The sequence below is a fragment of the Ramlibacter sp. P4_H7 genome (genome assembly GCF_056400765.1).
In genome coordinates this window covers 1-26,522 of sequence record NZ_JBFUKP010000033.1, presented here as the reverse complement: position 1 = coordinate 26,522, position 26,522 = coordinate 1, and the positions used below count along the sequence as shown (strand labels likewise).

Genomic DNA, 26,522 nt, shown 5'->3' with positions numbered 1-26,522 from the left:
CCTGCCATCGCGGCGGCGACGCCCAGCGCGCCGTAGCCCGCGGCCGCGAACCCGTTCCACTGCAGGCGCGGCTGCACGCCCGGGAAGTAGCCGCCGCCGAGGTCGCCGCCCAGCAGCGCCAGCGCCGCGGCCGCCAGCGCCGAGCCGAGCGCGATGCCCAGCGCGCTGCCCAGCACGCCCAGCAGCGCCGATTCGGCCAGCACCAGCTGCAGGCGCTGCTTCGCCGTGAGTCCCAGCACGCCGAGCAGCGCGAACTGCTGCGCGCGCCGGGCGACGCTCAGCGCCAGCACCGAGAACACGAGGAAGGCGCCGGTGAACAGGGCCACCAGCGCGAGYACCGTGAGGTTGACGCGGTAGGCGCGCGAGAGSTKGCTGACGCGCTGGCCGGCATCCGCGGGCTCGGCCGCCTGCACCTGCAGCGGCAATCGCAGGCCGCGCAGCCAGGACGCATGCGCCACGCCCGGCTTCAATCGCACGTCGATGCGCGTGAGCTGGCTGCCGCGGCCGAACAGGTCCTGCGCCGCGGCGATGTCCATCACCAGCAGCGGACCGCCGCCGGCGTTGCTGCGGCCGGCGACGCGCAGCGCGCGCAGCTCCATGCCCGTTTGCAGCTGCACGCGGTCCGCGGGAAGCAGGCGTTGCGCAGCGGGATTGGGGAAGACGGTGTCGGGAGCCAGCACGTCCAGGCGGTCCGAACCTTCCGCGGGAATGGGCACCAGCTGCGGCGCGACGGCGCCCACCGCCAGCGCGTCCACGCCCAGCACGCGCACGGTGATGCGCGCACCGTCGCGGGTGAGCGCGAGCGTCTGCAGTTCGAGCACGGGGCTGGCCCAGGCCACCTGCGCATCCCCGGCGACGCGCGCATACAGCGCCTCGTCCATCGCGCCCTGCGTGGCACGCAGCTCGAGGTCAGGCTGCCCGCCGGCGGACCGCGCGGCGCTGGAGAATTCGTCCAGCGCCGACGCGTTGATCAGGTGGACGGAGAACGCGAGCGCCACCCCCAGCATGACCGCCAGCACCGCGGTGGCGCTGCGCCACGCATGGTGGCGGACTTCCTGCCAGGAATAGGTGCGGAGCAGCGCGAGCATCCGGGCATTGTGGCGCCCGCGCCGTTTTCTCGGTTCTTACGCGACCTCGCCCATGAGTTCTTCCTTGCGCGCCATCAGTTCGTCGCGCATGGCCACGAGATCCAGCTTGCGGGCCGCACGGGCCTTGGGGAACATCTCGTTGCGCTCTTCCTTGACGTGGTGGTCGATGTACTCGCCCAGCACGGTGACCTTGGCGTCGAACATCTCGTCGGCTTCGCTCATGCCCTCGATCTGCGCGATGAGGTCCTTGGCCGACTGGTGCTCGACCTCGGCCTCGGCCAGCATGTCGGTGTCCTTGAGCACTGCGCGCAGGGCCGGGTAGAAGATCTCTTCCTCGATCTGCGCGTGCACAGTCAGCTCGTGGCAGATCTGGCGCGCCAGGTCCATCTTCTTCTGCGCGACCGTGCGGCCGCGCGAGTTGGTGAGTTCCTCGTAGTCCTTGAACATCTTCTTCACCGCCTTGTGGTCGGTATCGAGCAGGTCGCAAGCGTCTTTTCCGGCACGGGTTGCCATGGTCGTTCTCCTTGGTGTGGGATGCGCCATGATGTTCAGCCTGCGTGCGCGTCCCTGTAGGAGAACGACGGCAGCTGGGACGGCGTGCTGCCGACGCTTGTGCGGGCCGGCGTGCGTGCGGCGTGGGCGGTGTTCCGGCGACCGGGCGCGGGCTTGCCTGACGGTTGAGCCTGTGGCGCGACCCTAGTCTCTGCGCACTGTCTGGAAGAAAGGAAAGCCATGAGCCAGGTGCCGTCACAAGAGCACATCGATGCCGCCCGCAGCAAGACCGACCAGGTCCAGCGTGACCTCGAGGTGGCCAGCGCGGAGCTCGGCCTCACCCACGGAGCGCTGGAGCGCCAGCTTCCGCCCGAGGTGAAGCACGGGGACGTGGCGTGGGCCATCCGCCAGAACAAGGCGCTGGAGGAGAAGGTCCAGCAGGCCGCGGAGGAGCTGGAGGAGGTCACCGAACTGCTGGAACAGGCCCAGGCCGGCCAGCGCTGAGCGGCCTGCGGCCCCGCTGGCGGGGACACTAGAATCCCGGCTGGCTCGACGAGAGGCAGGTTCCAGGTGGGTGTGCGCGTTTTCCTCGTGGAAGACATGAAGCCGGTGCGGGATGTCCTGACGCAGCTGATGGCGAGCGTCGGCGACTTCCGCCTGGTGGGCTGCGCCGGCACGGAAGCCGAAGCCCGCCTGTGGCTCGCGGAACACCCCGGCGCCTGGGACCTCACCGTGATCGACCTGGTGCTGGACCAGGGCAGCGGCATGGGAGCGATCCCCGTCGCGCGCCAGAGCGCGGGCCGGCAAGGCCGCATCGTCGTGTTCAGTGATTACGCCAGCGAGGGCATCCGCAACCATTGTCTGCGGCTGGGTGCCGACGCCGTGTTCCTCAAGTCGCAGACCCGGGATCTCATGGACTACTGTTCCGAACTCGGCGGCCTCGCGGCCGCCTGCGCGCCATGAAGCGGCGCGTCCTCCTCACGGCGGCCGCGGCCTCCCTGGCCCTGGCCGGTTGCGGCAAGGAGTCCAGCACCGGCACCGGCCAGGCCTCGGGCGCCAAGGCGCCCATTTCCGTCGACACGATCGCGGCGCAGGCGAAGGGCTTCAACGTCGGCTCCACCATGAGCACGCGCGTGGTCTACGTCTTCTTCGACACGCAGTGCCCGCATTGCGCGGCGCTGTGGGAAGCGTCCAAGCCGCTGAAGCCGCAGGCGCGCTTCGTCTGGATCCCGGTCGGCCTGATCGGCGACAAGAGCGTGTCTCAAGGCGCGGCGATCCTCGCGGCGGCCGACCCGGTGGCCACCATGGAGCAGAACGAGACCTCGGTGCGCGACAAGCAGGGCGGCATCAGCGCCATGGGCGCACCCGATGCGCAGAAGGACCTGGTCAAGAAGAACACCGAGCTGTTCAACAGCTTCGGCTTCACCGGCGTGCCCACCGTGGTCGCCAAGCACGCGACCACCGGCGAGATCGTGACGATCGAGGGCTCCCTGCCCGCGCCGGGCCTGGCCCAGAAGCTTGGCCTGAACCCGCCGGGCGGCTGAAGCCGGGCGCCGGCGCGGCAGCAGGTCGCCGGCCCGCGCTCAGGACGCTGCGATCCCGTCGCTGCGCAGGTGCAGCACGCGGTCGGCCAGCGCCGCGGCGGCGGTCGAATGCGTGACCAGCACCAGTGCGGCGCCGCTCTCGCGCGCCTGCGCGCGCAGCTCCTGCATCACGCGGGTGGCGGTCGCCGGATCCAGGTTGCCGGTGGGCTCGTCGGCCAGCAGCATGCGCGGCCCATGCACCAGCGCGCGGGCGATGGCCACGCGCTGCAGCTGGCCCCCGCTCAATTCCTGCGGCAGCCGCCGGCCCAGGCCGCCGAGCCCGACCGCCTGCAGCATCGCCTCGACGCGCGCGGCATCGGGCCGCTGCAGCAGCAGCAGCGGCAGGCCGACGTTCTGCGCGACGTCCAGGTGCGGCAGCACGTGGAAGGCCTGGAACACGAAGCCCAGCTTCTCGCGCCGCAGCAGCGCACGCTGCTCGTCGCCCAGCGTGGACAGGTCCGTGCCGTCCACCAGGATCCGCCCTGCGTCCCAGGTGTCGAGTCCCGCCATGCAATTGAGCAGGGTGGACTTGCCCACGCCCGATTCGCCGACGATGGCCACGAACTCGCCGGCGTCCACCGACAGCGACACGTTGCGGAACACGGCGACCTCGCCGTAGCGCTTGGCCAGTCCCTGCACGTCCAGGATCACGTCCGCACCCCCGCGGCGCGCAGCACCTGCGCCTGCGCATCGGCGGCATCGCAGGCGATCACCTGGCGCCGGTCCATGCCGCGCAGCCAGGTGAGCTGGCGCTTGGCCAGCTGCCGCGTGGCCGCGATGCCGCGCTCGCGCACGCTGTCCAGCGGCCACGTTCCGTCCAGCGCTTCCCAGGCCTGGCGGTAACCCACGCAGCGCATGCTGGGCAGGTCCGCGTGCAGGTCGCCGCGCGCGCGCAGCGCCCGCACTTCGTCGAGGAAGCCGGCCGCCAGCATGGCGTCGAAGCGCAGCGCGATGCGTTCGTGCAGCCATGTCCGATCCGTGGGTTCCAGCGAGAGGAACAGGTCGGGGCGCAGCGCACCGGCGCGGGCGTTGCCCTGGTGGAAGGACGACAGCGGCCGGCCGGTGAGCCGGACCACCTCCAGCGCGCGCTGGATGCGCTGGGCATCGTTGGGCGCGAGGCGCCCGGCGGTCGCCGCATCGACGGCGGCGAGCTGCGCGTGCAGGGCGGGCCAGCCGCTGCGCGACGCCTCCGCCTCGATGGCGGCGCGAACCGCGGGATCGGCCGGCGGCATGGCGTCCAGCCCTTCGAACAAGGCCTTGAAGTACAGCATGGTGCCGCCGGCAAGCACGACGCGTTTGCCGCGCGCCTGGATCTCGCCCACCAGGCGCGCCGCATCGGCCGCGAATTCGGCGGCGCTGTACGGCTGCGCGGGATCGCGGATGTCGATCAGGTGGTGCGGCACGCGCGCGCGTTCGTCCGGCGTCGGCTTGGCGGTGCCGATGTCCATGCCGCGGTACACGAGGGCCGAGTCGACGCTCACGATCTCGGCGTCCAGCGCCTGTGCGAGCCGCAGCGCCGCGGCGCTCTTGCCGGACGCGGTGGGTCCGGCGAGCGCCACCACGGCAGGCAGCGGCGCTTCGGTGGTCATCCGTTCGAGGGTAGCAGAAGCCATGGCCGGGCTGACTGTACGCAATTGGTTGCAGCGGGGACCGCTGCGGGCCTGTGCAAACCACAATGCCGGGAGTCGTCGAATTGGAGTGTTCAGCGTGGAACTGAGGGTGTTCCTGGTGGAAGACCTGCAGCGCATGCGCAGCTTGCTGGGAGATCTGTTCTCGTCCATTGGAGGTCTGAGCATCGTCGGTGGCGCCGGCACCGAGGCCGAGGCGAAGCTCTGGCTGGAGGAACACCAGGGAGGCTGGGACGTTGCCGTCATCGACCTCGTGCTCGACCAGGGCGCGGGGATGGGCGTGATCAGCCGCTGCCGGAGCGATCCGGCCGGCGGCAAGGTCGTCGTGTTCAGCAGCTACGCGACGCCGGCCGTGCGCCAGCACTGCCTGGACCTCGGCGCCGACGCCGTGTTCGACAAGACGGAGACGGGCCCCTTCATCTCCTGGTTCAACGACCTGGTCTACCGCGAAAATTCCGGGCCCTGACCGCCGTTTACATGTGGGACTGCGCGTACAGCAATCTCCGCGCGAGACGACAGAAGACTTCGTGGCGCGGCCTAGGATGGAGTCATGAGCAGTACACGAGCCGGTGCCGCCCCGGAAGAACGCGATGCGGGCTACTGGACGACGGAGACGCTTCCGCTGTCCGTGCGCAAGCAGTTGCTGGAGCGCGAACTGAAGCAACTGGGCTTGCGCAAGGCGAGCCCGGGCGGCCTCGCGCGTGACAGCAGCGGCAGCGCGCCGCAACAGCAGCAGTCCGAGGGCGCGGGTGACACGCGTCCCACGGCGCCCGCCGACGGCGACAGCCACGGCGGCGACTGAAGCCACCCGCTTCGTACAATCGCGCCCGGCGCACGCAGCGCGGGAGCGGATCTTGGAGCCACGAGCGATCAACCTGGGGGGACGTCCCCTCGCCAACGGGCGCGTGCCCGCCGTCTGTGCGCCGCTGGTGGGGCGCACCCGCGAAGCGCTGGCCGCCGAGACCGCGGCCGTCGCGGCCAAGCGCCCCGACCTGCTCGAATGGCGCGTGGATTTCCTGGAGGCCATCGCCGACACCGCCGAAGTGCTGGCCTGTGCGCGGGCCGTGTGCACGGCGGCGGCCGGCTTGCCGGTCCTGTTCACGCGCAGGGCGCAGCGCGAGGGCGGCCAGCCCATCGCATTGAGCGAGCCGCAGGTCCTGGACCTCTACGAAGCGGTCGCGGCCAGCGGCACGGTCGATGCCATGGACTTCGAGATGCAGAACGCGGCCGCCGACGTGCAGCGCGTGCGCGCCCTCACGCGCGCCCACGGGCTGGCCCTGGTGCTTTCGTTCCACGACTTCCAGCGCACGCCGCCGACGGCGGACCTGCAGGAACGCTTCGCCCAGGCCCACAGTCTCGGCGCCGACGTGGCCAAGCTGGCGGTGATGCCGCAGGACCTGGACGACGTGCATCGCCTGCTGGGCGCCACGCTGCAGGCGAGCCGCACGCTGCCGATTCCCGTGGTCAGCATGGCGATGGGCGGGCTGGGTGCGGTGAGCCGGCTGTGCGGCGGCGTGTTCGGCTCGGCGCTCACTTTCGCGGTGGGTGCGGCGCCGTCGGCGCCGGGCCAGGTGCCGATCGAGGACGTGCGCACGGTGCTGGCCGTGCTGCAACGAAGCACGGGACTCAGCGGAGGCTGAAGAACTGGGCGAGGGCCTGGCGGTATTGCGCCTGGCCGACCGCCATGGTGCTGAAGTGCGAGCCGCCTTCCACCAGCACGAACTGCTTGCGGCCAGTGGCGGCGTCGTACAGCTTGCGGCCCAGCTCGCTGTGGATCAGCGCGTCGTCCGCGCCGTGGACCACCAGCAGGGGCGAATGCAGTTGCCCCACCTTCCTGATCGACTCGAAGCGCTGCGTGATCAGCGGCCCGACGGGCAGCCAGCCCCACTTCATGGAACTGGCGACATCCGGGATGGAGGTGAAGGTGCCCTCGACGATCACGCCCTGTTCGTCGTCCACCTTGGAGGCCAGGTCGATCGCGATGGCGCCGCCCAGCGAGTGGCCGAACACGTAGCGCGGGCGCTTGCCGTGGTGCTGCGCCAGCCAGTCCCAGGCCGCGCGCGCATCCTCGTACGCCATGTCCTCGGACGGGAGTTCCTGCGTCGACTTGCCGAAGCCGCGGTAGTCGATGGCGAGCACCGAGAACCCCAGCTGCTGCATGCGCCGGATGCGGGGCGCCGATCCGGTGACGTTCCAGCGCGCGCCATGCAGGTACAGCAGCACCGGGCCCGTGTCGGCGTGCTGCTCGGCCGGCAGCCACAGGCCGTGCAGGCGCGCCTCCTTGCTGGTGACCCGGGAGGGGAAGTCGATCCACACGTCCTGCATGCCGTCGGCCACGCCCGCGCTGCCCCCCCAGCTGCGGTCGCTGGGCTGGAAGATCCATTCGCGCTGGCGTTCGTCCAGCGTCGCGCAACCGACCGACAGCAGGGCGGCCAGGGCGGCGGTGGCGGCGATCAGGAGCGGGCGCTTCATGGCCGCGCGAGCTTAGCGCGGAACCGTCAAGGGCGTGTGAAGCAGGGGCATGGGCGCCCCGGGGGGTCAGCGGCCGCGCAGGAACAGGCTGTCCAGCTCGCGCAGGGTGAGCTGGCGCCAGGTGGGGCGACCGTGGTTGCACTGGTCGGAGCGCTCGGTCTCCTCCATCTGGCGCAGCAGGGCGTTCATCTCCTCCAGCGTCAGCTTGCGGTTGGCGCGCACGGCGCCGTGGCAGGCCATGGTGGCCAGCAGCTCGTTGCGGGCCCGCTGGACCACCGTGCTGGCATCGTGCTGCGCCAGCTCCGCCAGCACCCCGCGCGCCAGTTCGACCGCATCGCCGTGGGCGAGCGTGGCGGGCACCGCGCGCACCGCGAGGGTCTTCGGGGTGAAGGGCGTGATCTGCAGGCCCAGCGTGTCCAGCGTCTCCTGGTGCGCCTCCGCGGTGGCCACTTCCGCCGGCGTCGCCGCGAAGGTGGCGGGGATCAGCAGGGGCTGGCTGCGCAGCGCCTGCGCGTCCATCTGCGTCTTCAATCGCTCGTAGACGATGCGTTCGTGCGCCGCGTGCATGTCCACCACCACCAGGCCCTGCCGGTTCTCCGCGAGGATGTAGATGCCCTGCAGCTGCGCGATGGCGCGGCCCAGGGGCCAGTCGCCCTCGGGCAGCGGCGCGGCTTGCGCGGTGTTCGCGAAGCCATCCCCAGCCTGGAAGGCCCCCGTAGGCTGGTGGTGAGCCGCAGGCGAACCCCAGCTTGCGGCATTCGGAACGTGCGCATCGCCGGGGTTCCTTGCGTCACCCCAGCCTACGGGCGAACCGTCTGCATCGCTGGGGTTCCTGGCGTCACCCCAGCCTACGGGTTCGCGGGCGAACGCGATGCCGGCTTGGTGCCAGGGAGGCTCCGCCGCCGCCGGCACCGGCAGCATGGGCTGCGCACCACCCGCCAGGGCCGAACGCGGCACCGACAGCGCGGCTTCGACGGCGCGCCGAACCGCCTGGTGCACCTCGCGGCTGTCGCGGAAGCGCACCTCGATCTTGGTGGGATGCACGTTGACGTCCACGCGCGCCGGGTCGATCTCCAGGTACAGCGCGTAGACCGGCTGGCGCTGGCCGTGCAGCAGGTCCTCGTAGGCGCTGCGCGCGGCATGCGTGATCACCTTGTCGCGCACGTAGCGGCCATTGACGTAGGCGAACTGCCAGTCGGCGCGCGAGCGCGCGGCGTCGGGGATGCCCGCGCGGCCGGTGATGCGCAACGGTCCCGCGCTCAGGTCCAGCGCGACGCTGTCGGCCAGCAGCTCCTCGCCCAGCACGTCGGCCAGGCGCTGGTCGCGCGAGCCGGGCCGCCATTGTTCGGCCAGCCGGCCTTCGTGCCACACGGCAAATCCGACGTCGGGCCGGGCCAGGGCGTGGCGCCGCACCGCCTCGACGCAATGGGCGAATTCCGTCGCGTCGGTCTTGAGGAACTTGCGGCGCGCCGGCGTGCTGAAGAACAGTTCCTTCACTTCGACCGTGGTGCCGGTGGCGCGGGCGGCCGGGCGCAGCTCGCCGGTGAGCGCATCCAGCAGGAAGGCGCTGGCCTGGCCGGCGGTGCGCGAGAGCAGGTGCAGCTCGGACACCGAGGCGATGGCGGCCAGCGCCTCGCCCCGGAATCCCATGGTGGCCACCGACTCCAGGTCGGCCAGCGAGCCGATCTTGCTGGTGGCGTGGCGCCGGAGTGCCAGCGGCAGCTGCTCGCGCTCGATGCCGGCGCCGTCGTCCTCCACCGAGATCAGGCGCACGCCGCCCGCGAGCAGGCGCACGGTGACGTGCGTCGCGCCGGCGTCCAGCGCGTTGTCCACCAGCTCGCGCACCACCGAGGCGGGACGCTCCACCACCTCGCCGGCCGCGATCTGGCTGACCAGCTCGTCGGGCAGTTCCCGGATCGGTCGGCGCGGGGCAGGGGACAGCACGGCATTCATCTGGCACGCATTCTAGGGTCGCCCCGCCGGGGCGGCCGTTCGCTACAATCCGCGCCCCGTCCATGACCGCCACCCCGCACGCGGCGCCGTTCTGCGCCATCGACTTCGGCACCTCCAACTCCGCCATCGCGGTCTCCGCGCAGGCGGGCCGGATGGCGCTGGTCGACGTCGAGAAGGGCGAGCGCACCATGCCCACCGCGGTGTTCTACCAGGTGGAGGGCCGGGCCGCGCACCAGGCGCCGCTGCGCCTGTACGGCCGCGCGGCGCTGGCCGCCTACGTGGAGGGCCACGAGGGCCGGCTGATGCGCTCCATGAAGAGCGTGCTGGGCTCCACGCTGGCCGACCAGCAGACCGAGGTCGGCGCCGGCCACGCGGTGCGCTACCTCGACGTGGTCAGCGGCTACCTGCAGCACCTGAAGGCACTGGCCGAGCGGGCGGCCGGCGCGCCGATCGCGCGGGCCGTGGTGGGGCGGCCGGTCTACTTCGTCGACGACGATCCCCAGCGCGATGCCCAGGCGCAGCGCGCGCTGGAAGCGGCGGCGCGCGCCATCGGCTTCACCGAGGTCAGTTTCCAGTTCGAGCCGATCGCCGCCGCGCTCGACTACGAGCTGGGCATCGCCGAAGAGCAACTGGTGCTGGTGGCCGACATCGGCGGCGGCACCTCGGACTTCTCGCTGGTGCGGGTGGGGCCGAAGCGGCGCAAGCGCCTGGACCGCGCGGACGACATCCTGGCCAACCACGGCGTGCACGTCGCCGGCACCGACTTCGACCGCCAGGTCGAACTCGCGACCATCCTGCCGGCCTGCGGCTACCGCGGAATGGGCCCGGCCCTTCCCGGAGTCGAACCGCGCGAGGTGCCGAGCCGGGTCTATTTCGACCTGGCGACCTGGCACCTGATCAACACCGTCTACACCGCGCCGCGCGTGCACGAACTGCGCCGGATGCGCAGCTTCTACGGCGACCCGCGGCAGTACGCGCGCCTGATGACGGTGGTGGAGCATCACCTGGGCCACGAACTGCTGGCGCGGGCCGAGGCCGCCAAGATCGCGGTGGCCGAAGGCGGCGCGACCCGCATCGACCTGGGCCCGCTGGAGCCCGGGCTCGCCTCGGGCCTGGACGAGGCGGGCGCGGTGCAGGCGCTGGAGGGCGACCTGCAGCGCATCGTCGAGGCGGCCGGTGCCACCTTGCGCGCGGCCGGCGTGCGCCCGGCGCAGGTCGACGTTCTGTACTTCACGGGCGGCTCCACCGGTTTCGAGCCGCTGGTGCGGCGGATCGCGGCCGCCGTGCCGATGGCGCGCGTGATCCACGGCGACCGCCATGCGAGCGTCGCGCAGGGCCTGGGCGTGCACGCGCAGCGGCTCTACCGAAGCCGGCAGGGATAATCGACCGCCATGGAAATCGTGTCCCTCCTCATCGACTTCATCCTGCACGTCGACAAGTACCTGGAGGCGTTCGTGGCGAACTACGGCGCCTGGGTGTATGCGCTGCTGTTCCTGATCATCTTCGTGGAGACCGGCGTGGTCGTGATGCCCTTCCTGCCGGGCGACTCGCTGCTGTTCGTGGTGGGCGCGCTGTGCGGCGTCGGCCTCATGAGCTATCCGCTCTCGGTGCTGCTGCTGATCGCCGCGGCGGTGCTGGGCAACCAGAGCAACTACACCATCGGCCGCTACTTCGGGCCGCGTGTGTTCCAGTGGGAGGACTCGCGCCTGTTCAACAAGCGGGCCTTCACCGCCGCCCACCTGTTCTACGAGAAGTACGGCGGCATCACCATCGTGGCGGCGCGCTTCATGCCCTTCCTGCGCACCTTCGCGCCCTTCGTCGCCGGCGTGGCGCAGATGACGCGCCGCAAGTTCAGCTTCTACGACGTCACCGGCGGCACGCTGTGGGTGGGCGGCATCGTCACCGCGGGCTACTTCTTCGGCAGCATCCCGTGGGTGAAGGAGCACCTGGACAAGATCATCTGGGCCATGATCCTCGTGCCCGGCCTGTTCGTGCTGTTCGGTGCCTGGAAGGCGCGCCGCGCCGCGGTGGCCGCCCCGCGCGGCTGACCACGGCGCCTATGATCGGGGCCTGACGGAGGCTCCATGAACGCACCCGAGACGCTTTCGCGCTGGGCCGCAACCGGCTCCAGCCGCGTGCCCTTCTGGGCTTACACCGATGCCCAGCTGTACCAGCAGGAACTGGAAAAGATCTTCTACGGCCGGCACTGGTGCTACGTGGGCCTGGAGGTCGAGATCCCCAACGTGGGCGACTACCGCCTGAGTTCCGTGGGCGAGCGCCAGGTGATCCTGGTGCGCGACCGGGTGGCGCCGAAGGACCGCGGCACCGACCCCGGCATCCGCGTGGTGGAGAACCGCTGCGCCCACCGGGGCGTGCGCTTCTGCCAGCAGCCGCACGGCACCGTGCGCAGCTTCGTCTGTCCCTACCACCAGTGGACCTACAAGCTCAACGGCGACCTGGCCGGCCTGCCTTTCAAGGATGGCGTGAAGGCGACGGACGCGCAGGGCCAGCCTTGCGTCAACGGCGGCATGCCGGCGGACTTCGACCTGAAGGACCACGGCCTCACCAAGCTGCGCGTCGCGGTGCTGCACGGCCTGGTCTTCGCCACCTTCAGCGAGGAGGTGGAACCGCTGGAGCAGTACCTGGGTCCGCAGGTGATGCCCTGGCTGGACCGCATCTTCCAGGGACGCAAGCTCACCTTGCTGGGCTACAACCGGCAGCGCATTCCGGGCAACTGGAAGCTGATGATGGAAAACATCAAGGACCCGTACCACCCGGGGCTGCTGCACACCTGGTTCGTCACCTTCGGCCTGTGGCGCGCCGACCAGAAGAGCCGGATGGTGATGGACGAACAGGGCCGCCACGCGGTGATGATCTCGCGCCGCAACGACGGCGGCGCGAACGACGCGGTGACGCAGGGCGTGACCAGCTTCAAGGCCGACATGGCGCTGAACGACACGCGCCTGCTGGACGTCGTGCCGGAGCCGTGGTGGAAGATCGACGACCCCTCGCATCCCGGGACGGAGATCACGCCGACGGTGACCATGATCACGCTGTTCCCCAGCCTGATCATCCAGCAGCAGGTGAATTCGCTCTCGACGCGGCACATCCAGCCGCGCGGCGAGGGCAGCTTCGACTTCGTGTGGACGCATTTCGGCTTCGCCGACGACGACGAAGCCATGACGCGCCGCCGCCTGCGCCAGGCCAACCTGTTCGGGCCGGCGGGCTTCGTGAGCGCGGACGACGGCGAGGTGATCCAGTTCAGCCAGGACGGGTTCCGCCAGAAGGGCGAGGACGGCGAGACGCTGTGCGAACTCGGGGGCACGGACACCCAGGCCACCGAACACATGGTGACCGAAACGCTGATCCGCAGCATGTACGCCTACTGGCGCAAGGTGATGGGGGTATGAGCGCCGCCCGTGCGTCCGGCCACGAAGCGGACCAGCCCGGGGGAGGTGGCCGATGAACGAACGCCTGCTGCTGCAGCTGGAGATCGACCAGCTCAATGCCGCCTATGCCGCGGCGCTGGACGAACGCCGCTTCGACGACTGGCCGCAGTTCTTCCTGGAGGACGGGCGCTACACGGTGCAGGCGCGCGAGAATTTCGACCGCAAGCTGCCGCTGGCGCTGATCGCGCTGGAGAGCCAGGGGATGATGAAGGACCGGGTGTACGGGATCACCCAGACGATCTACCACGGCCCCTACTACACGCGGCACGTGGTGAGTCCCGCCCAGGTGCTGGCCGACGAGGGTGAGCGCATCCGCGCGCAGACCCACTACGCCGTGTTCCGCACCAAGCCGGGCGATGCCAGCGAGGTCTACAACGTGGGACGCTACATCGACGAGATCGTGCGCACGCCCGGCGGCCTGAAGCTGGCCAGCCGGACGTGCGTGTACGACAGCGAGATGGTGCTCAACTCGCTGATCTACCCGATCTAGCGCTTAGCGGTTCAGGGCGTGGCCCGGCTTGGTCAGCTGGTTGCCGAYCAGCGCGCCGSCGCCGGCGCCGAGGATCGTGGCACCCGTGCCGCCGACCGCGTTGCCGACCAGGCCGCCGGCCACCGCACCACCCACCGTGCCCACGGTCTGGCGGTCCATCGTGGCGCAGCCGCCGAGGCCCATCAGGGAAACAGCCGTCACGACGGCAGCAATGAATTTCGTCTTCATGGGGATCACCTTCCATTCGGATTTGTTGCGATACCGCGGGAGGCGCGGCAACCTGTGCAACCAATGTAGGCATCCCCGCTTTTGCGGACTGTAGGAAGCGCGCGAAGGGGTGTGTCGTCGGGCAGCACCGCGCAGTGAAGGGTGCAGCAGGCGCTGCAGAGGCAGCCCCGAGAACGAACTCGGCTGGCTGGGCCGCTACAGCGGCCGGCTGCGCGCCAGCGGCGGATTGCGTGAAAAGTACCGTTCGATGCCGCGCATCAGGGCGTCCGCGAGGCGGTCCTGGTAATCGACGCTGCGCAGCTTCGCTTCTTCCTCGGGGTTGCTGATGAAGGCGGTCTCCACCAGCACGCTGGGGATGTCCGGCGCCTTCAGCACCGCGAAGCCGGCCTGCTCCACCTGCCCCTTGTGCAGGCGGCCGACGTTGCCGATCTCGCCGAGCAGCGCGCTTCCGAGCTTCATGCTGTCGTTGATCTGCGCCGTGGTGCTCATGTCCAGCAGGGCGCGCATCACGTGGGCGTCCTGGGTCTTGATGTTGACGCCGCCGATCAGGTCCGCCTTGTTCTCCTTGTCGGCCATCCAGCGCGCCGCGCTGCTCGAAGCCCCGTTCTGGCTCAGGGCGAACACGCTCGCGCCGCGCGCGGTGGGATTCATCCAGGCATCCGCGTGGATGCTCACGAACAGGTCGGCCTGCACGCGCCGCGCCTTGTCCACGCGCACGTGCAGCGGCACGAAGAAGTCGGCGTCGCGCGTCAGGAAGGCGCGCATCGGGCTGCCCTTCACGCTGGTGGCGTTGATGCGGTCGCGCAGCAGGTGCGCGACCTGCAGCACGACGTCCTTCTCGCGCGTGCCGCCCGGGCCGACCGCGCCGGGGTCTTCGCCGCCGTGGCCGGGATCCAGCGCCACGATGATCAGGCGGTCGGTGCGCGAGGCGGATTGCGACAACGCGGGGCTCGCCACTTGGGCGGCCGGCGCGCGGCCGCCGCGCTGGGTTTGCTGCGCGATCAGCTCGCCCAGCGGGTCGACGACCTGTCCCGGCGACTCGGTGGCCGGGAACCCGGGCCGCTCCTTGTCCTTCAGGCGTTCGGCGATCAGTGCTTCCAGCGGGTCCACCGGCCGCGGCGGGAAGAAGTCCACCACCAGCCGGTTGCGGTAGGCGGCCACCGGCGGCAGGTGGAAGGTCTGCGGCAGCACCGGCTGCTTCAGGTCCACCTGCAGGCGCACGGTGTTGGCCGCGTGCTGCAGCACCCGGATGCCGGCGATGAAGGGATCGTTGGCCTGCACCTTGGCCACCAGTTCGCGCAGCGTGGGATCGAGGGTGAGGCCGTCGATGTCCACCTGGAAGCGGTCCGCCGCGTGCGTCGTGCGGGTGGCGAGCAGGCCGTCGGACTCGATGGTCAGGCGCGTGTAGTCCGGCGCCGGCCAGAGCCGCACCGCCACGATGGTGGCGCCGTGCGCGATCTGGTGGCTGCCCAGCAGCAGCACCAGGCTGCCCTGCAGGAGCTTGCGCCGCTTCATGCCAGCAGCTCCTCGCCGCGCGGCGTGTTGGCGCGCAGCGTCACGCGGCGCAAGCCGTCGTCGCCCAGCACCATGTGCACGTCCAGGTCGGCCGTGGGCAGCAGGCCCGCGGCCTTCTCGGGCCATTCGGCGACCTTGAGGCCGGGTCCCGCAAAGATGTCGCGAAAGCCCGCGTCTTCCCATTCACGCGCATCGTCGAAGCGATAGAAGTCGAAATGCCACGCCGGCTGCGAAGGCAGGTCGTAGGGCTCCACCACCGCATAGGTCGGCGACTTGATGCGGCCCTGCGCGCCCAGTGCCCGCAGCAGGTGGCGCACCAGCGTGGTCTTGCCCGCGCCCAGGTCGCCGTGGAGGGCGATGAAGGCGCCGGCGATGGCGGGGTGGCCGGCCAGCCGGTCGGCGAAGGCGCGCGTGTCTTCCTCGCCTGCCCAGAGCATGGGATGGGAGGGCGTTCCTACAATCGGTGCGTGATGGTCGACAGCGGTCAGGGCGATGGTCCTTTGCGGGTCCCGGAAATCAGGGAATGGGCGCGCTCGCTCGGATTTTCCCAAATCGGCGTGGCGGGCGTCGATCTTTCTGCGGCGGAACCCGGTTTGCTGGCCTGGCTTGCTAACGGATTCCATGGCGACATGGTCTACATGGAAAGCCATGGGGTGCGGCGCGCACGCCCGGCCGAGTTGGTGCCGGGCACGGTCTGCGTGATTACCGCACGCATGGACTACCTGCCCGCCACACCCGAGGGCTGGCAGGCCATCGAATTCGATCGGCTGCAGCGTCCCACCGAGGGCATCGTCTCGCTTTACGCGCGGGGCCGCGACTACCACAAGGTGTTGCGCGCGCGCCTGCAGAAGCTGGCCGATCGCATCGCGCTGGCAGTGGGGCCATTCGGCCATCGCGTCTTTACAGACTCGGCGCCGGTGCTCGAAGTGGAACTGGCGGCGCGCAGCGGCCAGGGTTGGCGCGGGCGGCACACGCTGGTGCTCAACCGCGAAGGCGGGTCCATGTTCTTCCTGGGCGAGATCTACGTGGACCTCGCGCTGCCGGCCACGGAGGCGGTGGCCGACCACTGCGGCAGTTGCACGGCCTGCCTGGACGTGTGCCCCACGGGCGCGATCGTGGCGCCGTACCGGCTGGATGCCCGCCGCTGCATCTCCTACCTGACCATCGAGCATGCGGGACCGATCCCGGTGGAACTGCGGCCGCTGATGGGCAACCGCATCTACGGCTGCGACGACTGCCAGCTGGTCTGCCCCTGGAACAAGTTCGCCCAGGCGGCGACGCTGCCGGATTTCGCGCCGCGCCCCATGCTGGTCGACCAGTCGCTGGTGGCGCTGTTCGCGTGGAGCGAAGAGGAGTTCCTGCGCTGGACCGAGGGCGGCCCGATCCGCCGCATCGGCCACGAGCGCTGGCTGCGCAACATCGCGGTGGCCCTGGGCAACGCGCTGCGCAAGCAGGACGATCCGCAGGTCCGCGCGGCGCTGCAGTCCCGGGCGGACCATCCCAGCGCGCTGGTGCGCGAGCACGTCGCCTGGGCGCTGGCTGCGCCCTGAGGCTCAGCAGCCGGCTTCGGCCGCGTTCTTCTGCCCGTCACGCAGCCGCAGCTGCGGCTCGGTCGTGGCGGTGTTGCCGGCCGCGGGCCCGCGCAGGGTCAGCGTGGTGCCTTGCTTGCGCGGCTTGCCGCAGTCGGCGTGGCTGGCGGTGCGTGCCGTGGCGGCGCTGGGAACCGCGGTGGACCCGGCGGCGGGTGCGGCAGGACCGCTCTCCTTCGTGCCGGCCGTCCTCGGCGCGCTGGCCGCGCTGGACGCACGGGCCGCTGCCTCGGCGGCAGCGGGCGCGGAAGAGGGCGCGGAAGAGGGCGCCGCGACCGCCGGCGGCGCGACGACGGCGGTGCCGGCACCCCGTCCGGGGCGGATGGTCTGCTGTTCCGCTGCGGAATCGCACGGCCGGTCCTGGAACGAACTGCCGCATCGGTACATGGCCGGGCCGGCCGAGGCCGACAGGCAGGCGGCGCCCAGTGCGAGCGCCACGATCTTCTTGTTCATGCTCTCCCTCCTAACGTCCTGCACCGATTGTGAACGGCTCAGCCAGGAGGAAGGAGCAATCCGAGAGCGAAGGGCGGGCTCGCCATGCCCAAAAGCGTGGAGAGTGTCACGAGTCCGGCCACGTAGCCGCCGTTGTAGCCCATGCGCGCGGCGAGGACATAGCAACTGGACGCCGTCGGCAGCGCCGAGAACGCGATGAGCACCATCGACTGCGCGGCATCGAGGCGGAATGCGCGCGCCAGCCCGGCCGCCACGAGCGGCAGCAGCAGGTGGCGGATCGACAGCAGGCCGGCGGACAGCCACTTCTGCTGCGCGAGGTGCACCAGCCGCATGCCCGCGCCGGCGGCCATCAGGCCCAGCGGAATCGAGGCGCCACCCACGCGCACCACCGTGGGCTCCAGCCAGGGGGGCACGCGAAAGCCCGCGAAATTGGCGGCCAGCCCCAGCGCGGTGGCGATGATCAGGGGATTGCGCAACAGCGCGCGCGCGAAGCCGGTCTGCGAATGGCGCGCCATCGGCCAGACGGCGCCGACGTTGAACAGCGGCACGCACACGCCGATCAGCACCGCGATGAGCAGCAGCCCCTGCGCGCCCGCCAGCCGCTCCGACAGGGCCAGGGCGATGTACGAGTTGAAGCGGAAGGCCACCTGCGCCGCGCCGGCATGCTCGCGCGGGTCGATGTGGCGGCCCACCACCGGCAGGTGGGGCAGCGCGTACGCCATGGCGATGCCGCTGACCCCCAGCAGCAGGCCCGCGCCGATGAGGCTGGAGGTGGCGCCCAGGTCGAGCGGGCTGCGCACGATCGACTGGAACAGCAGCACCGGGAACAGGAAGAAGTAGACCAGGCTCTCCACCTGCTCCCAGACCATGCGGCTGAGGGCGGTGTAGCGGCAGACCAGGTAACCACAGAGGATGAGCGCGAAGTCGGGAAGGAGGAGCTGGAGAAAATGCACGAGGCGCAGGATAGCGGAAGGCTTTCACCCGGCTGAGGGCTAACCCTAGCGGCCGCCCGTGCGCGGCGGGGGCTTCACGTTCTGCACGTACGATGCGGGGTTTCGCATCCACCGAACTACAAGGAGAGTCGTATGGAACGACGCATCTGGATCGCCGCCGCCTGCGGCGCCCTGGCCATCGCCGCCGCCCCCGCCTTCGGCCAGCAGGCCTATCCGAACAAGGTGATCCGCCTGCTGGTGCCCTTCGCGCCAGGCGGCACGACCGACATCGTCGGCCGCGTGATCGCCGAGCCCCTGGGCAGGCAGCTCGGGCAGAGCGTGATCGTGGAGAACAAGGCCGGCGGCGGCGGCGTGGTCGGCGCCCAGGAACTGGTGCGCGCGGCGCCCGACGGCTACACGCTGGGCGTGGCCACCGTGTCCACCACGGCGGCCAACCCGGCGATCAACCCGAAGATCCCGTACAACCCGATCACGGACTTCACGCCCATCATCAACATCGCGGCCACGCCGAACGTGATCGCGGTGCATCCCGGCTTCCCGGCCAAGGACTACAAGGCCTTCATCGCGGAGCTGAAGAAGAACCCGGGCAAGTACTCGTACGCCTCCTCCGGCACCGGCGGCATCGGCCACCTGCAGATGGAGCTGTTCAAGAGCATGTCGGGCACCTTCGTGACGCACATCCCGTACCGCGGCGCCGGCCCGGCGCTGAACGACACGGTGGCCGGCCAGGTGCCGATGATCTTCGATAACCTGCCCTCGGCACTGCCCTTCATCAAGGAAGGCCGGCTGGTGCCCATCGTGGTCGCCGCGCCGCAGCGCCTGAAGGAACTGCCCAACGTGCCGACCTTCAAGGAAGTGGGCCTGGAACCGGTGAACCGCCTGGCCTACTACGGCCTGGTCGGCCCCAAGGGCATGCCCAAGGAGTTCGTGCAGAAGCTGCACGATGCGACCAGCAAGGCGCTGCAGGACCCGGGCGTGCGCAAGCGCATCGAGGACACGGGCTCGATCGTCATCGGCAACACGCCGGAGCAGTTCGCCCAGCAGATCAAGTCGGAATTCGACGTCTACAAGAAGGTCGTGAACGACGCCAAGCTGAAGCTGGAGTGACGATGCGCGCCAGCGCGCCGCCCAGGTGCGAGCCGCCGGCCTGGCGGCTCGTGATCCTCCGTGACTGAGATCGACACCTTCATCGATGCCCTCTGGCTGGAGGAGGGGCTGTCGCGCAACACGCTGGCCGCCTACCGCCGCGACCTGGCGCTTTACCAGAAGTGGCTCGTTCAGCGTGGCGGCCAGCTCCATGCGACCACCGAGTCCGACCTGCACGGCTACTTCGCGGCGCGCCATTCGGTGACGAAGGCGACCTCCGCGAACCGGCGCCTCACGGTCTTCAAGCGCTACTTCCGCTGGGCGCTGCGGGAACGCCTGATCGATGCCGATCCCACGCTGCGCCTGCAGTCGGCCAAGCAGCCGCTGCGGGTGCCCAAGACCCTGACCGAAGCGCAGGTGGAGGCGCTGCTGGAAGCACCCGACACCGACACGCCGCTGGGCCTGCGCGATCGCACGATGCTGGAAGTGCTGTACGCCAGCGGCCTGCGCGTGAGCGAACTGGTGGGCCTGAAGACCTTCAACGTCGGCATGAACGAAGGCGTGGTGCGCGTGCTGGGCAAGGGCAGCAAGGAGCGCCTGGTGCCGTTCGGGCAGGTGGCCCGCGACTGGATCGTGCGCTACCTGGCCGAGGCGCGCGCGGAGATCCTGGCGGGCCAGCAGACCGAAGACTTCTTCGTCACCGCGCGGGGGCAGGGCATGACCCGGGCGATGTTCTGGGTGCTGGTGAAGAAGCACGCGCACACCGCGGGCATCACGGCGCCGCTGTCGCCGCACACGCTGCGGCACGCCTTCGCGACGCACCTGATCAACCACGGGGCCGACCTGCGCGCCGTGCAGATGCTGCTGGGGCATGCCGACATCTCGACCACCACCATCTACACCCACGTCGCCCGCGAGCGGCTCAAGGTGCTGCACTCGCAGCACCATCCGCGCGGCTGACGCCGCCGCCATGCAAGCCGCTGTCATGCCCCTGTCCCGCCGCGCCGCGCTCGCGGCGCTCGCCGCCCTTGCGTTGCCGGTGCGCGCGCAGACATGGCCGGCCCGGCCGCTGCGGATGATCGTGCCCTATCCCAGCGGCGGCATCAGCGACCTGGTGGCGCGGGCGCTCGGCGACCGGCTCGCGCAGCAGCTGGGGCAGGCGGTGATCGTCGAGAACAAGGGCGGCGCCAGCGGCACCATCGGCATGGATGCCCTGGCCAAGGCGGCGCCGGACGGCTACACGCTCGCGTTCTCCGCCATCAGCCCGCTGTCGCTGACGCCGGTGCTGAACAAGGTGCCCTACGACCCGGAGCGCGACTTCACGCCGGTCGCCAGCGTGATGATGTCGCCGGTGCTGCTGCTGGCGACTCCCGCCACAGCGGCCCGCGATTTCCGCGAGTTGCTGGCCCGCGCCCGGGACTGGCCCGACACGGTGCGCTGGGCCACCTCGGGACAGGCCTCGCTGGGCCACCTGATGCTGGAGCACCTGCAGGCGGCGGCCAGGGTGCGCATCGTGCACATCCCGTACAAGGGCGGCGGCCAGCAGGTCACGGACGCCCTGAGCGGGCAGTTCGAGGTGCTGTCGGTCAATGCGGGCCCGGGGCTGATGGACATCGTCCGCACCGGCCGGCTGCGTCCCCTCGCCGTGGGCTCGCCGCGCCGACTCGACAGCCTGCCGCAGGTTCCGACGCTGGCCGAGCTGGGCTTTCCGGCCGCCAACCTGGCGTCGCACTTCGGGGTGTTCGCGCCGGGCAACCTGCCGCTGCGGCTGCTCGACCGCTTGAACAGCGAAGTCAACATCGCGCTGGAACATCCGGACCTGCGCGCCCGCCTGCTCGCCAGCGAGAACGTGCCCACCGGCGGCACGGCCCGCGACTTCGCCCGGCAGGTGTCGGCCGAGGCGGACAGCACGGCCCGCATCGTGCGCGCCGCCAACATCAAGGCCGAGTAGCGGCGGGAACGCCCGCCGAAGTGGTGGCGTCTATGCCCCTGAGCCCGGCAACGGAGCGCCATGCGCCGCCCGGGCACAAGGAGCCGTCCCATGTTCTTGAACAAGTCCGCGCTGCTGGCCGTCCTGGCCGCCGCCATGCTTCCCGTCTACGCCCAGCAGGGGCCCACCGATCCGCAGATCGCCGCCATCGTCGTCACCGCCAACCAGGTCGACATCGACGCCGGCAAGCTGGCGAAGAGTCGCACCAAGTCCAAGGAGGTGAGCAAGTTCGCGCAGCAGATGATCACGGACCACGGCGGCGTCAACAAGCAGGCCACCGCGCTGGTGACCAAGCTCAAGGTGAAGCCGGAGCCCAACGACACCAGCCGCAGCCTGCAGAAGGGCGGCGACGAGAACATCGCCAAGCTCAAGAAGATGAAGGGCGCCGAGTTCGACAAGGCCTACGTGGAGCACGAGGTGGCCTACCACCAGGCGGTGATCGATGCCCTCGACAAGACGCTGGTGCCTTCGGCCAGCAACGCCGAACTGAAGGACCTGCTGGTCAAGGTGCGGCCGGCCTTCGTCGCCCACCTGGACCATGCGAAGCACCTGCAGTCCTCCCTGGGCAAATGACATGGGCGCGTTGGGAAAGTTCGCGTTCGCCCTGGCCGTGGCCCTGCCTTTCGCGGCGGCGGCCGCCACGCACACGGTGACCATCGAAGGCATGAAGTTCGTGCCGGAGACGGTCACCGTGAAGAAGGGCGACCGCATCGTGTGGAAGAACAAGGACCTGGTGCCGCACACCGCGACGGTCACGGGTTCCTTCGATTCGAAGTCGATCGCCTCCGGCGCGAGCTGGAGCCATGTCGTGCGCAAGCCGGGGAGCTACGACGTGGTCTGCCGTTTCCACCCTGGCATGAAAGCGAAGCTGGTGGTGCAATGATGCGCATGAAAGCCGTCACTCCCGAAGTCCTGCGCCAGGAGATCGACGACGCGACGCTGGCGTCCCGCGTGCTCGCGGGCGACAGCGCCGCCTTCGAACTGGTCATGCGCCGCCACAACCGGCGCCTGTACCGCCTGGCGCGGGCGATGCTGCGCGATTCCGCGGAAGCGGAGGACGCACTGCAGGATGCCTACCTGGCCGCCTTCCAGGCGATGGCCAACTACCGCGGCGAGGCCAGCCTGGCCACCTGGCTGTCCCGCGTGGTCGTCAACCAGTGCCTGGGCCGGCTGCGCCGCCAGGCGCGCCGCGACAACATCGTGCCCATGGTCTCGATGGATGGCGCGGAGGAACAGGAGCATGCCGCCATGCCCAGCGACAAATTCGACGCGCCGGACCAGGCGTACGCGCGCGCGGAGCTGAGGGCGGTGCTCGAGCGCAAGCTCGACGAGCTGCCCGAGGCCTTCCGCACGGTGTTCATGCTGCGCTGCGTGGAGGAACTGAGCGTGGAGGAAACTGCGCAGATCCTCAACATCCCCGAGGCGACGGTGCGCACGCGGCACTTCCGCGCGCGCGGGCTGCTGCGCGAGTCGCTGGCGCAGGACATCGACGGCGCCGAGCGCGAGATCTTCTCGTTCGACGGCGAGCGCTGCGATCGCATCGTGGCGCGCGTGATGCGCCGGCTGGCCGAGGGAGGCTGAGGAGGGCTGGGCTTCAGTGGGTCCAGTCGTGCGCCGCCAGCGCCCGCGCCAGGTGGTCGATCAGCAGGCGCACCTTGGGCAGCACGTGCTTGCGGCTGGGGTACACGGCATAGATGCCCAGCTCCAGCGTCTTCCACTGCGGCAGCACCTCGACCAGCGTGCCGGCGCGCAGGTCCTCGGCCACCAGGAAGGAAGGCTGCAGGATGATCCCCTGGTGCAGCAGCGCGACGGCGCGGCAGGTGTCGCCGCTGTTGGTGCGCAGGCGCGGCTGCACCTTCACCGTCACGGCGCCCTCGGGGCCCGTGAACTCCCAGGACTCGCCGATCGACAGCAGGTTGTACGCGAGCACCTGGTGCCGCGCCAGGTCGGACGGATGCTTCGGCCGGCCATGCGCCTTCAGGTAGCGCGGTGACGCGCACAGCACGGTGCGGGTCGAGGACAGCCTGCGGCTGACCAGCGAGGAACTGGGCAGGCGGGCGATGCGCACGGCCATGTCGAAGCCTTCGTCCACCAGGTCGACCACGCGATCGGAGAGCGACAGTTCCAGCGACACGTCGGGGTGCGCCGCCATGAAGCCGGCCCACAGCGGCGCGAGGTGCAGCAAGCCGAAGGACACGGGGGCGCTGACCTTCAGCACGCCGACGGCCCGGTCGCGCCGCGCGGTGACTTCGGCCTCGGCCTCTTCGAGCACGCCCAGCACCTCCTTGCAGCGCGCATAGAACACGTCGCCCTCCTCGGTGAGCGAGAGCTTGCGCGTGGTGCGGTGGAGCAGGCGCACGCCCAGGCGCGCTTCCAGCTCCGCCACCTGCCGCGACACGGCGGGCTTGGACAACTGCATCGCGTCGGCCGCGCGCACGAAGCTGCCGGCCTCCACGACAGCGACGAACGTGCGCATTTCCTGGAAGCGGTCCATATTGATCCGGATCGTGGAACGGTGAATTGCAGTCAGGCCAGTTTATACCGGACGCCGGAATAACTACAGTGAGTGCATCGGCTTCGCGCCGCCTTCCACCTTCACAAGGAACACACCATGAAGATCACCGTCATCGGCTCCGGCAACATGGGCTCCGGCTTCGTCAAGCAACTGCGCGCCGCGGGCCATTCCGTGCGCGTCACCGGCCGCGACCAGGCCAAGGCGCAGGCGCTTGCCGCGCAGAACCCCGGCGCCGAGGCGCTGCCGCTGGACGCCGCCGCCCACGGCGCCGACGCGATCGTGCTCGCCACGCCCTTCGACCAGGCCGTCGCCGCGCTGCGCAGCCTGGGCAACATCGACGGCAAGGTGGTGATCGACGTCACCAACCCGCTCACCCCCGACTACATGGGGCTGACCGTCGGGCACAGCACGTCGGCCGCCGAGCAGATCCAACAGGCCGTGCCCGGCGCGCTGGTGGTCAAGGGCTTCAACACCGTGTTCGCGCAGGTGCTCGCGGCCGGCGCGCGGCTCTCGGGCCAGCCGGTCACCGTGTTCGTGGCCGGAGACAGCGAGCAGGGCAAGCAGACGGCGCGCACCGTGGCCGAGAGCATGGGCTTTGCCGTGATGGACGCGGGCGGGCTGAAGAACGCGCGCTACCTGGAGCCGCTGGCCGGACTGAACATCTTCTTTGGCTACGGCGCGGGCCTCGGCACCTCCATCGCCCCCACCTGGCAACGGCAGGGCTGAGCCCTCGGGCGCGGCAATTGCGGCCCGCTTGATGCAGCGCAACTGGCTGCATCGGGCACAGCGCGGATGCGCCGGGCCGCGACCTAGACTTTGGTCTCGCCAGGCCCCCGCCTGAAGGAGATCCCGTGTTCCGTCCCCTCGCCATCGCCCTCGCCGCACTGGCTGTGCTCGGCGGCTGTTCGCAGCAGGATTCCGGCGCCGCCGTTGCGGCTGCCGGCAGTCCATCGACCGCGGCACCGGCCGCACCGCAGGCACCCGCCGCCCCGGTCGCACCGGCCGTTGCCGCCCCGCAAGCCACCGCCCAGGCTCCCGCCCCCTCCAACGAGATCTTCAGCACCGCACCCGCGCAGCCGGCCGCGGCCGTCAACGTCGGCAAGGTCCTGCAGTTGCAGCACGGTGGCGGCTACACCTATGCCGAAGTGCAGACCGCCGCCGGCCAGAAGGTGTGGATTGCCGGCTCGCAGATCGACGTCAAGCCGGGCACCGAAGTGCAGTGGGGCAACTACGCGGTGATGCGCGACTTCACGGCGAAGTCGCTGGGCCGCACCTTCCCCGAGATCCTGTTCGTGGACCGCTGGGGTCCCGTGGGGCAGGCCGCCAAGGCGGTCGCACCGCACGGCAGCTTCCCGAACCCGCAGGCCGCCGGCACCGAGGGCGGCCCGACCGCCAGCGGCACGGTCAAGAGCGTGACCCATGCGGGCGGCTACAGCTACATCGAGGTGGACCAGGGCGGCAAGACCGTCTGGGTCGCCGCCACCGAGACGCCCATGAAGAAGGGCGACAAGGTGCAGTGGCAGGGCGCGAGCGAGATGCGCAACTTCACGGCGAAGTCGCTGGGCCGCACGTTCGACCAGATCCTCTTCGCCCAGTCGGTGGCGGTTGCGAAGTAGGCAGTGGGAAGCGGTGGTCGCGCGTCTCTGGAACGGGCACGCGGATCGCGCGCTGGAGCAGCGGGCCGGAAGGCCGGCTGCCCCGCTTTCGCCGGCAGCTCAGGTGGCCGGGGTGCAATCCTGGCGGCAACAGAACTGCCGCGTCCCCGCGAGGAGGAAGGACCGCAGCTGCGAGCGCGGCCGGTGCCGGCCGCAGCGGAAGCAGCTCATGGTGGCCCCGAACGCACCGGGGAAGTCGCTGCCGGTGCTCTTGCTGACGTAGCGCAGGCCATCGGCCTTCACCTCCGTCTTCACTTCCTGTTTCCAGCGGAAGTTGCCGGGCGGGACGGTCACTCCGCCTGCTGTCCGGGTTGCGGCGGGGAATCGGGCTGCGCCAGCACCTGCTCCTCGCCCGGAGCCTCCGGCGGCGCTTCCTTCTTCTGGGCCTTCTCTTCCTTCTTGCGCTTTTTCTCCAGCTCCCGCTGGCGCTTGGCGAATCCGTAGTTCGGTTTGGCCATGGTTTCTCCGCGATGTGTTCCCGATTGCCGCGCGGCGACGCGCAGCGCGGCGCCGGCGCCAAGAGATCAACGGTGGGAGATTCGACTGCGACCCGACCTTGCGGTCGGATTGGGAAGAGGCCTCAGGATGACGGTCTTGCAGGACGCCGGGCGATTCCATCGTACATGATCCGCATCCGCGCTGCGGCCATTTGGGCCACCGGGCGCCGTGGCCGCTCAGCCGGCGGTGCCGGCCGGCGCGTCACCCTGCATGAGTTCGGCCATCTCCGCGTCCGTGAAGCCGGCGCGGCGGCGCGCCTCCATGTTGAAGGGCGGAAAGAGCCGGGGCGCCACATGGCGGCGCGCCAGCTCCCGGTAGTGCCGCAGCGGATCGAGTCCCTCGCGTTCGCACAGCCAGCGGTACCAGTGGTTGCCGATGGCGACGTGCCCCACCTCGTCGCGCAGGATCACGTCGAGGATCTCCACCGCGCGCAGCGCCTGCGGCGTGCCCACCTTGCGCAGGTTGTCCTGGATCCTCGGCGTCGCATCGAGCCCGCGCGCTTCCAGCGTGCGCGGCACGAGGGCCATGCGGGCGACGATGTCGTCGCGCGTTTTCTCGCACATGGTCCAGAGGCCGTCGTGCGCATCGAAATCACCATAGGCGAACCCGAGCGAGGCGAGGTGGTCCGCAAGCAGGCCGAAGTGCAGGGCCTCTTCCGCGGCCACGCGCAGCCAGTCCTCGTGGAAGGCGCGCGGCATGCCTTCGAAACGCCACGCTGCGTCGAGAGCCAGGTTGATGGCGTTGAATTCGATGTGCGCGATGGCGTGCAGCAGCGCGGCCAGGCCCTCGGGCTTCGTGGGCGCGCGGCGCGGCACTTTCGCCGGATGCACGAGGGGCGGGCGCTCGGGGCGGCCGGGCAGCGCGGCCGGCGCCACGGGCGCCTGC

34 protein-coding genes are annotated in these 26,522 nt (G+C 70.4%); 19 read left to right on the top strand and 15 right to left on the bottom strand.

Annotated elements, in window-relative coordinates:
* Window positions 1-1,088, bottom strand: a 1,088-nt coding sequence (locus AC1DSA_RS25665; protein ID WP_477894017.1) for an ABC transporter permease, incomplete at its 3' end; no start/stop codon positions are given.
* Between the two features lie 36 nt (window positions 1,089-1,124).
* The gene (locus tag AC1DSA_RS25660) at window positions 1,125-1,601 is read right to left on the bottom strand and encodes a hemerythrin domain-containing protein (protein WP_477894015.1); all 477 of its coding nucleotides are present in this window, start codon (window positions 1,599-1,601) and stop codon (window positions 1,125-1,127) included.
* A gap of 219 nt (window positions 1,602-1,820) precedes the next feature.
* Between AC1DSA_RS25660 and AC1DSA_RS25655 the strand changes: the two genes are divergently transcribed.
* The 3 genes from AC1DSA_RS25655 to AC1DSA_RS25645 all read left to right on the top strand — a co-directional run bounded on the left by AC1DSA_RS25655 (window position 1,821) and on the right by AC1DSA_RS25645 (window position 3,124).
* On the top strand, window positions 1,821-2,084 hold the full coding sequence (locus tag AC1DSA_RS25655) for a hypothetical protein (RefSeq protein WP_477894013.1): 264 nt from the start codon (window positions 1,821-1,823) through the stop codon (window positions 2,082-2,084).
* Between the two features lie 72 nt (window positions 2,085-2,156).
* On the top strand, window positions 2,157-2,543 hold the full coding sequence (locus tag AC1DSA_RS25650) for a response regulator (protein WP_477894011.1): 387 nt from the start codon (window positions 2,157-2,159) through the stop codon (window positions 2,541-2,543).
* Window positions 2,540-3,124 carry a thioredoxin fold domain-containing protein gene (locus tag AC1DSA_RS25645; RefSeq protein ID WP_477894009.1) on the top strand — a complete coding sequence of 195 codons (585 nt, stop codon included), beginning with the start codon at window positions 2,540-2,542 and terminating at the stop codon, window positions 3,122-3,124. The genes AC1DSA_RS25650 and AC1DSA_RS25645 overlap by 4 nt, the downstream gene beginning before the upstream one ends.
* A gap of 39 nt (window positions 3,125-3,163) precedes the next feature.
* Here AC1DSA_RS25645 and AC1DSA_RS25640 read toward each other — a convergent pair whose 3' ends face one another.
* Window positions 3,164-3,811, bottom strand: a complete 648-nt coding sequence (locus AC1DSA_RS25640) for an ABC transporter ATP-binding protein (RefSeq protein ID WP_477894023.1) — start codon at window positions 3,809-3,811, stop codon at window positions 3,164-3,166.
* Complete coding sequence (gene miaA / locus AC1DSA_RS25635) at window positions 3,811-4,776, bottom strand: tRNA (adenosine(37)-N6)-dimethylallyltransferase MiaA (protein WP_477894007.1); 966 nt, start codon at window positions 4,774-4,776, stop codon at window positions 3,811-3,813. Before miaA ends, AC1DSA_RS25640 begins: the two co-directional genes overlap by 1 nt.
* A gap of 94 nt (window positions 4,777-4,870) precedes the next feature.
* On the opposite strand from miaA, the gene AC1DSA_RS25630 reads away from it, so the two are divergent.
* The 3 genes from AC1DSA_RS25630 to aroD all read left to right on the top strand — a co-directional run bounded on the left by AC1DSA_RS25630 (window position 4,871) and on the right by aroD (window position 6,431).
* A complete protein-coding gene (locus AC1DSA_RS25630) occupies window positions 4,871-5,257 on the top strand; it encodes a response regulator (RefSeq protein ID WP_477894005.1) in 387 nt (128 codons plus the stop codon).
* A gap of 84 nt (window positions 5,258-5,341) precedes the next feature.
* Window positions 5,342-5,593, top strand: a complete 252-nt coding sequence (locus tag AC1DSA_RS25625; protein ID WP_477894003.1) for a hypothetical protein — start codon at window positions 5,342-5,344, stop codon at window positions 5,591-5,593.
* 52 nt (window positions 5,594-5,645) lie between these two features.
* Entirely contained in the window at window positions 5,646-6,431 is a 786-nt protein-coding gene (aroD, locus tag AC1DSA_RS25620; protein ID WP_477894001.1) for a type I 3-dehydroquinate dehydratase, read from the top strand.
* Here the strand turns inward: aroD and AC1DSA_RS25615 are convergent.
* Together AC1DSA_RS25615 and mutL are read right to left on the bottom strand one after the other, a co-directional pair.
* Complete coding sequence (locus AC1DSA_RS25615; RefSeq protein WP_477893999.1) at window positions 6,418-7,263, bottom strand: alpha/beta hydrolase; 846 nt, start codon at window positions 7,261-7,263, stop codon at window positions 6,418-6,420. The two genes, aroD and AC1DSA_RS25615, sit on opposite strands and share 14 nt — an antisense overlap.
* Before the next feature lie 66 nt (window positions 7,264-7,329).
* Window positions 7,330-9,216, bottom strand: coding sequence for a DNA mismatch repair endonuclease MutL (gene mutL, locus AC1DSA_RS25610; RefSeq protein WP_477893997.1), 1,887 nt, complete (start codon window positions 9,214-9,216; stop codon window positions 7,330-7,332).
* A 62-nt stretch (window positions 9,217-9,278) separates the two neighbouring features.
* On the opposite strand from mutL, the gene AC1DSA_RS25605 reads away from it, so the two are divergent.
* From AC1DSA_RS25605 to AC1DSA_RS25590, 4 genes are read left to right on the top strand one after another with little or no spacing between them, the layout of a single operon-like run.
* Window positions 9,279-10,598 (top strand): Hsp70 family protein, encoded by a 1,320-nt coding sequence (locus AC1DSA_RS25605; RefSeq protein ID WP_477893995.1) that lies wholly within the window; start codon window positions 9,279-9,281, stop codon window positions 10,596-10,598.
* A gap of 9 nt (window positions 10,599-10,607) precedes the next feature.
* The gene (locus AC1DSA_RS25600; RefSeq protein ID WP_477893993.1) at window positions 10,608-11,264 is read left to right on the top strand and encodes a VTT domain-containing protein; all 657 of its coding nucleotides are present in this window, start codon (window positions 10,608-10,610) and stop codon (window positions 11,262-11,264) included.
* A gap of 36 nt (window positions 11,265-11,300) precedes the next feature.
* Window positions 11,301-12,626: an SRPBCC family protein gene (locus tag AC1DSA_RS25595; protein ID WP_477893991.1), complete on the top strand. Its 1,326-nt coding sequence runs from the start codon at window positions 11,301-11,303 to the stop codon at window positions 12,624-12,626.
* Window positions 12,627-12,678: 52 nt separating this feature from the next.
* Entirely contained in the window at window positions 12,679-13,155 is a 477-nt protein-coding gene (locus tag AC1DSA_RS25590) for an aromatic-ring-hydroxylating dioxygenase subunit beta (protein WP_477893989.1), read from the top strand.
* Between the two features lie 3 nt (window positions 13,156-13,158).
* Here AC1DSA_RS25590 and AC1DSA_RS25585 read toward each other — a convergent pair whose 3' ends face one another.
* The 3 genes from AC1DSA_RS25585 to tsaE form a co-directional block, all read right to left on the bottom strand.
* Window positions 13,159-13,383 (bottom strand): osmotically inducible lipoprotein OsmB, encoded by a 225-nt coding sequence (locus AC1DSA_RS25585; protein ID WP_477893987.1) that lies wholly within the window; start codon window positions 13,381-13,383, stop codon window positions 13,159-13,161.
* 195 nt (window positions 13,384-13,578) lie between these two features.
* Window positions 13,579-14,898, bottom strand: a complete 1,320-nt coding sequence (locus AC1DSA_RS25580) for an N-acetylmuramoyl-L-alanine amidase (protein ID WP_477893985.1) — start codon at window positions 14,896-14,898, stop codon at window positions 13,579-13,581.
* On the bottom strand, window positions 14,895-15,386 hold the full coding sequence (tsaE, locus tag AC1DSA_RS25575; RefSeq protein WP_477894021.1) for a tRNA (adenosine(37)-N6)-threonylcarbamoyltransferase complex ATPase subunit type 1 TsaE: 492 nt from the start codon (window positions 15,384-15,386) through the stop codon (window positions 14,895-14,897). The genes AC1DSA_RS25580 and tsaE overlap by 4 nt, the downstream gene beginning before the upstream one ends.
* 27 nt (window positions 15,387-15,413) lie before the next feature.
* On the opposite strand from tsaE, the gene queG reads away from it, so the two are divergent.
* Window positions 15,414-16,448 carry a tRNA epoxyqueuosine(34) reductase QueG gene (gene queG, locus AC1DSA_RS25570; RefSeq protein WP_477894019.1) on the top strand — a complete coding sequence of 345 codons (1,035 nt, stop codon included), beginning with the start codon at window positions 15,414-15,416 and terminating at the stop codon, window positions 16,446-16,448.
* 3 nt (window positions 16,449-16,451) lie between these two features.
* Here the strand turns inward: queG and AC1DSA_RS25565 are convergent, their stop codons facing one another.
* Window positions 16,452-16,940, bottom strand: a complete 489-nt coding sequence (locus AC1DSA_RS25565) for a hypothetical protein (RefSeq protein WP_477893983.1) — start codon at window positions 16,938-16,940, stop codon at window positions 16,452-16,454.
* A gap of 38 nt (window positions 16,941-16,978) precedes the next feature.
* Window positions 16,979-17,893 (bottom strand): AEC family transporter, encoded by a 915-nt coding sequence (locus AC1DSA_RS25560; protein ID WP_477893981.1) that lies wholly within the window; start codon window positions 17,891-17,893, stop codon window positions 16,979-16,981.
* A 132-nt stretch (window positions 17,894-18,025) separates the two neighbouring features.
* On the opposite strand from AC1DSA_RS25560, the gene AC1DSA_RS25555 reads away from it, so the two are divergent.
* The 6 genes from AC1DSA_RS25555 to AC1DSA_RS25530 all read left to right on the top strand — a co-directional run bounded on the left by AC1DSA_RS25555 (window position 18,026) and on the right by AC1DSA_RS25530 (window position 22,550).
* The gene (locus AC1DSA_RS25555) at window positions 18,026-19,000 is read left to right on the top strand and encodes a tripartite tricarboxylate transporter substrate binding protein BugE (protein WP_477893979.1); all 975 of its coding nucleotides are present in this window, start codon (window positions 18,026-18,028) and stop codon (window positions 18,998-19,000) included.
* A 60-nt stretch (window positions 19,001-19,060) separates the two neighbouring features.
* Entirely contained in the window at window positions 19,061-19,939 is an 879-nt protein-coding gene (gene xerD / locus AC1DSA_RS25550; RefSeq protein ID WP_477893977.1) for a site-specific tyrosine recombinase XerD, read from the top strand.
* A gap of 25 nt (window positions 19,940-19,964) precedes the next feature.
* A complete protein-coding gene (locus AC1DSA_RS25545; RefSeq protein WP_477893975.1) occupies window positions 19,965-20,930 on the top strand; it encodes a Bug family tripartite tricarboxylate transporter substrate binding protein in 966 nt (321 codons plus the stop codon).
* A gap of 90 nt (window positions 20,931-21,020) precedes the next feature.
* Window positions 21,021-21,542 (top strand): DUF4142 domain-containing protein, encoded by a 522-nt coding sequence (locus tag AC1DSA_RS25540; RefSeq protein ID WP_477893973.1) that lies wholly within the window; start codon window positions 21,021-21,023, stop codon window positions 21,540-21,542.
* A gap of 1 nt (window position 21,543) precedes the next feature.
* Window positions 21,544-21,852 carry a cupredoxin domain-containing protein gene (locus AC1DSA_RS25535; protein ID WP_477893971.1) on the top strand — a complete coding sequence of 103 codons (309 nt, stop codon included), beginning with the start codon at window positions 21,544-21,546 and terminating at the stop codon, window positions 21,850-21,852.
* Window positions 21,853-21,857: 5 nt separating this feature from the next.
* A complete protein-coding gene (locus AC1DSA_RS25530; protein ID WP_477893969.1) occupies window positions 21,858-22,550 on the top strand; it encodes an RNA polymerase sigma factor in 693 nt (230 codons plus the stop codon).
* Window positions 22,551-22,563: 13 nt separating this feature from the next.
* On the opposite strand, the gene AC1DSA_RS25525 is transcribed toward AC1DSA_RS25530, so the two are convergent.
* Complete coding sequence (locus tag AC1DSA_RS25525) at window positions 22,564-23,463, bottom strand: LysR family transcriptional regulator (protein ID WP_477893967.1); 900 nt, start codon at window positions 23,461-23,463, stop codon at window positions 22,564-22,566.
* A gap of 72 nt (window positions 23,464-23,535) precedes the next feature.
* Here AC1DSA_RS25525 and AC1DSA_RS25520 point away from each other — a divergent pair, with 72 nt between their 5' ends.
* Complete coding sequence (locus tag AC1DSA_RS25520; protein WP_477893965.1) at window positions 23,536-24,210, top strand: NADPH-dependent F420 reductase; 675 nt, start codon at window positions 23,536-23,538, stop codon at window positions 24,208-24,210.
* Between the two features lie 125 nt (window positions 24,211-24,335).
* Complete coding sequence (locus AC1DSA_RS25515) at window positions 24,336-25,100, top strand: hypothetical protein (RefSeq protein ID WP_477893963.1); 765 nt, start codon at window positions 24,336-24,338, stop codon at window positions 25,098-25,100.
* A 99-nt stretch (window positions 25,101-25,199) separates the two neighbouring features.
* On the opposite strand, the gene AC1DSA_RS25510 is transcribed toward AC1DSA_RS25515, so the two are convergent.
* From AC1DSA_RS25510 to AC1DSA_RS25500, 3 genes are all read right to left on the bottom strand, one after another.
* A complete protein-coding gene (locus tag AC1DSA_RS25510) occupies window positions 25,200-25,433 on the bottom strand; it encodes a hypothetical protein (protein WP_477893961.1) in 234 nt (77 codons plus the stop codon).
* Entirely contained in the window at window positions 25,430-25,597 is a 168-nt protein-coding gene (locus AC1DSA_RS25505; protein ID WP_477893959.1) for a hypothetical protein, read from the bottom strand. The genes AC1DSA_RS25510 and AC1DSA_RS25505 overlap by 4 nt, the downstream gene beginning before the upstream one ends.
* Before the next feature lie 216 nt (window positions 25,598-25,813).
* On the bottom strand, window positions 25,814-26,522 hold a 709-nt coding region (locus AC1DSA_RS25500), incomplete at its 5' end, for a ferritin-like domain-containing protein (protein ID WP_477893957.1).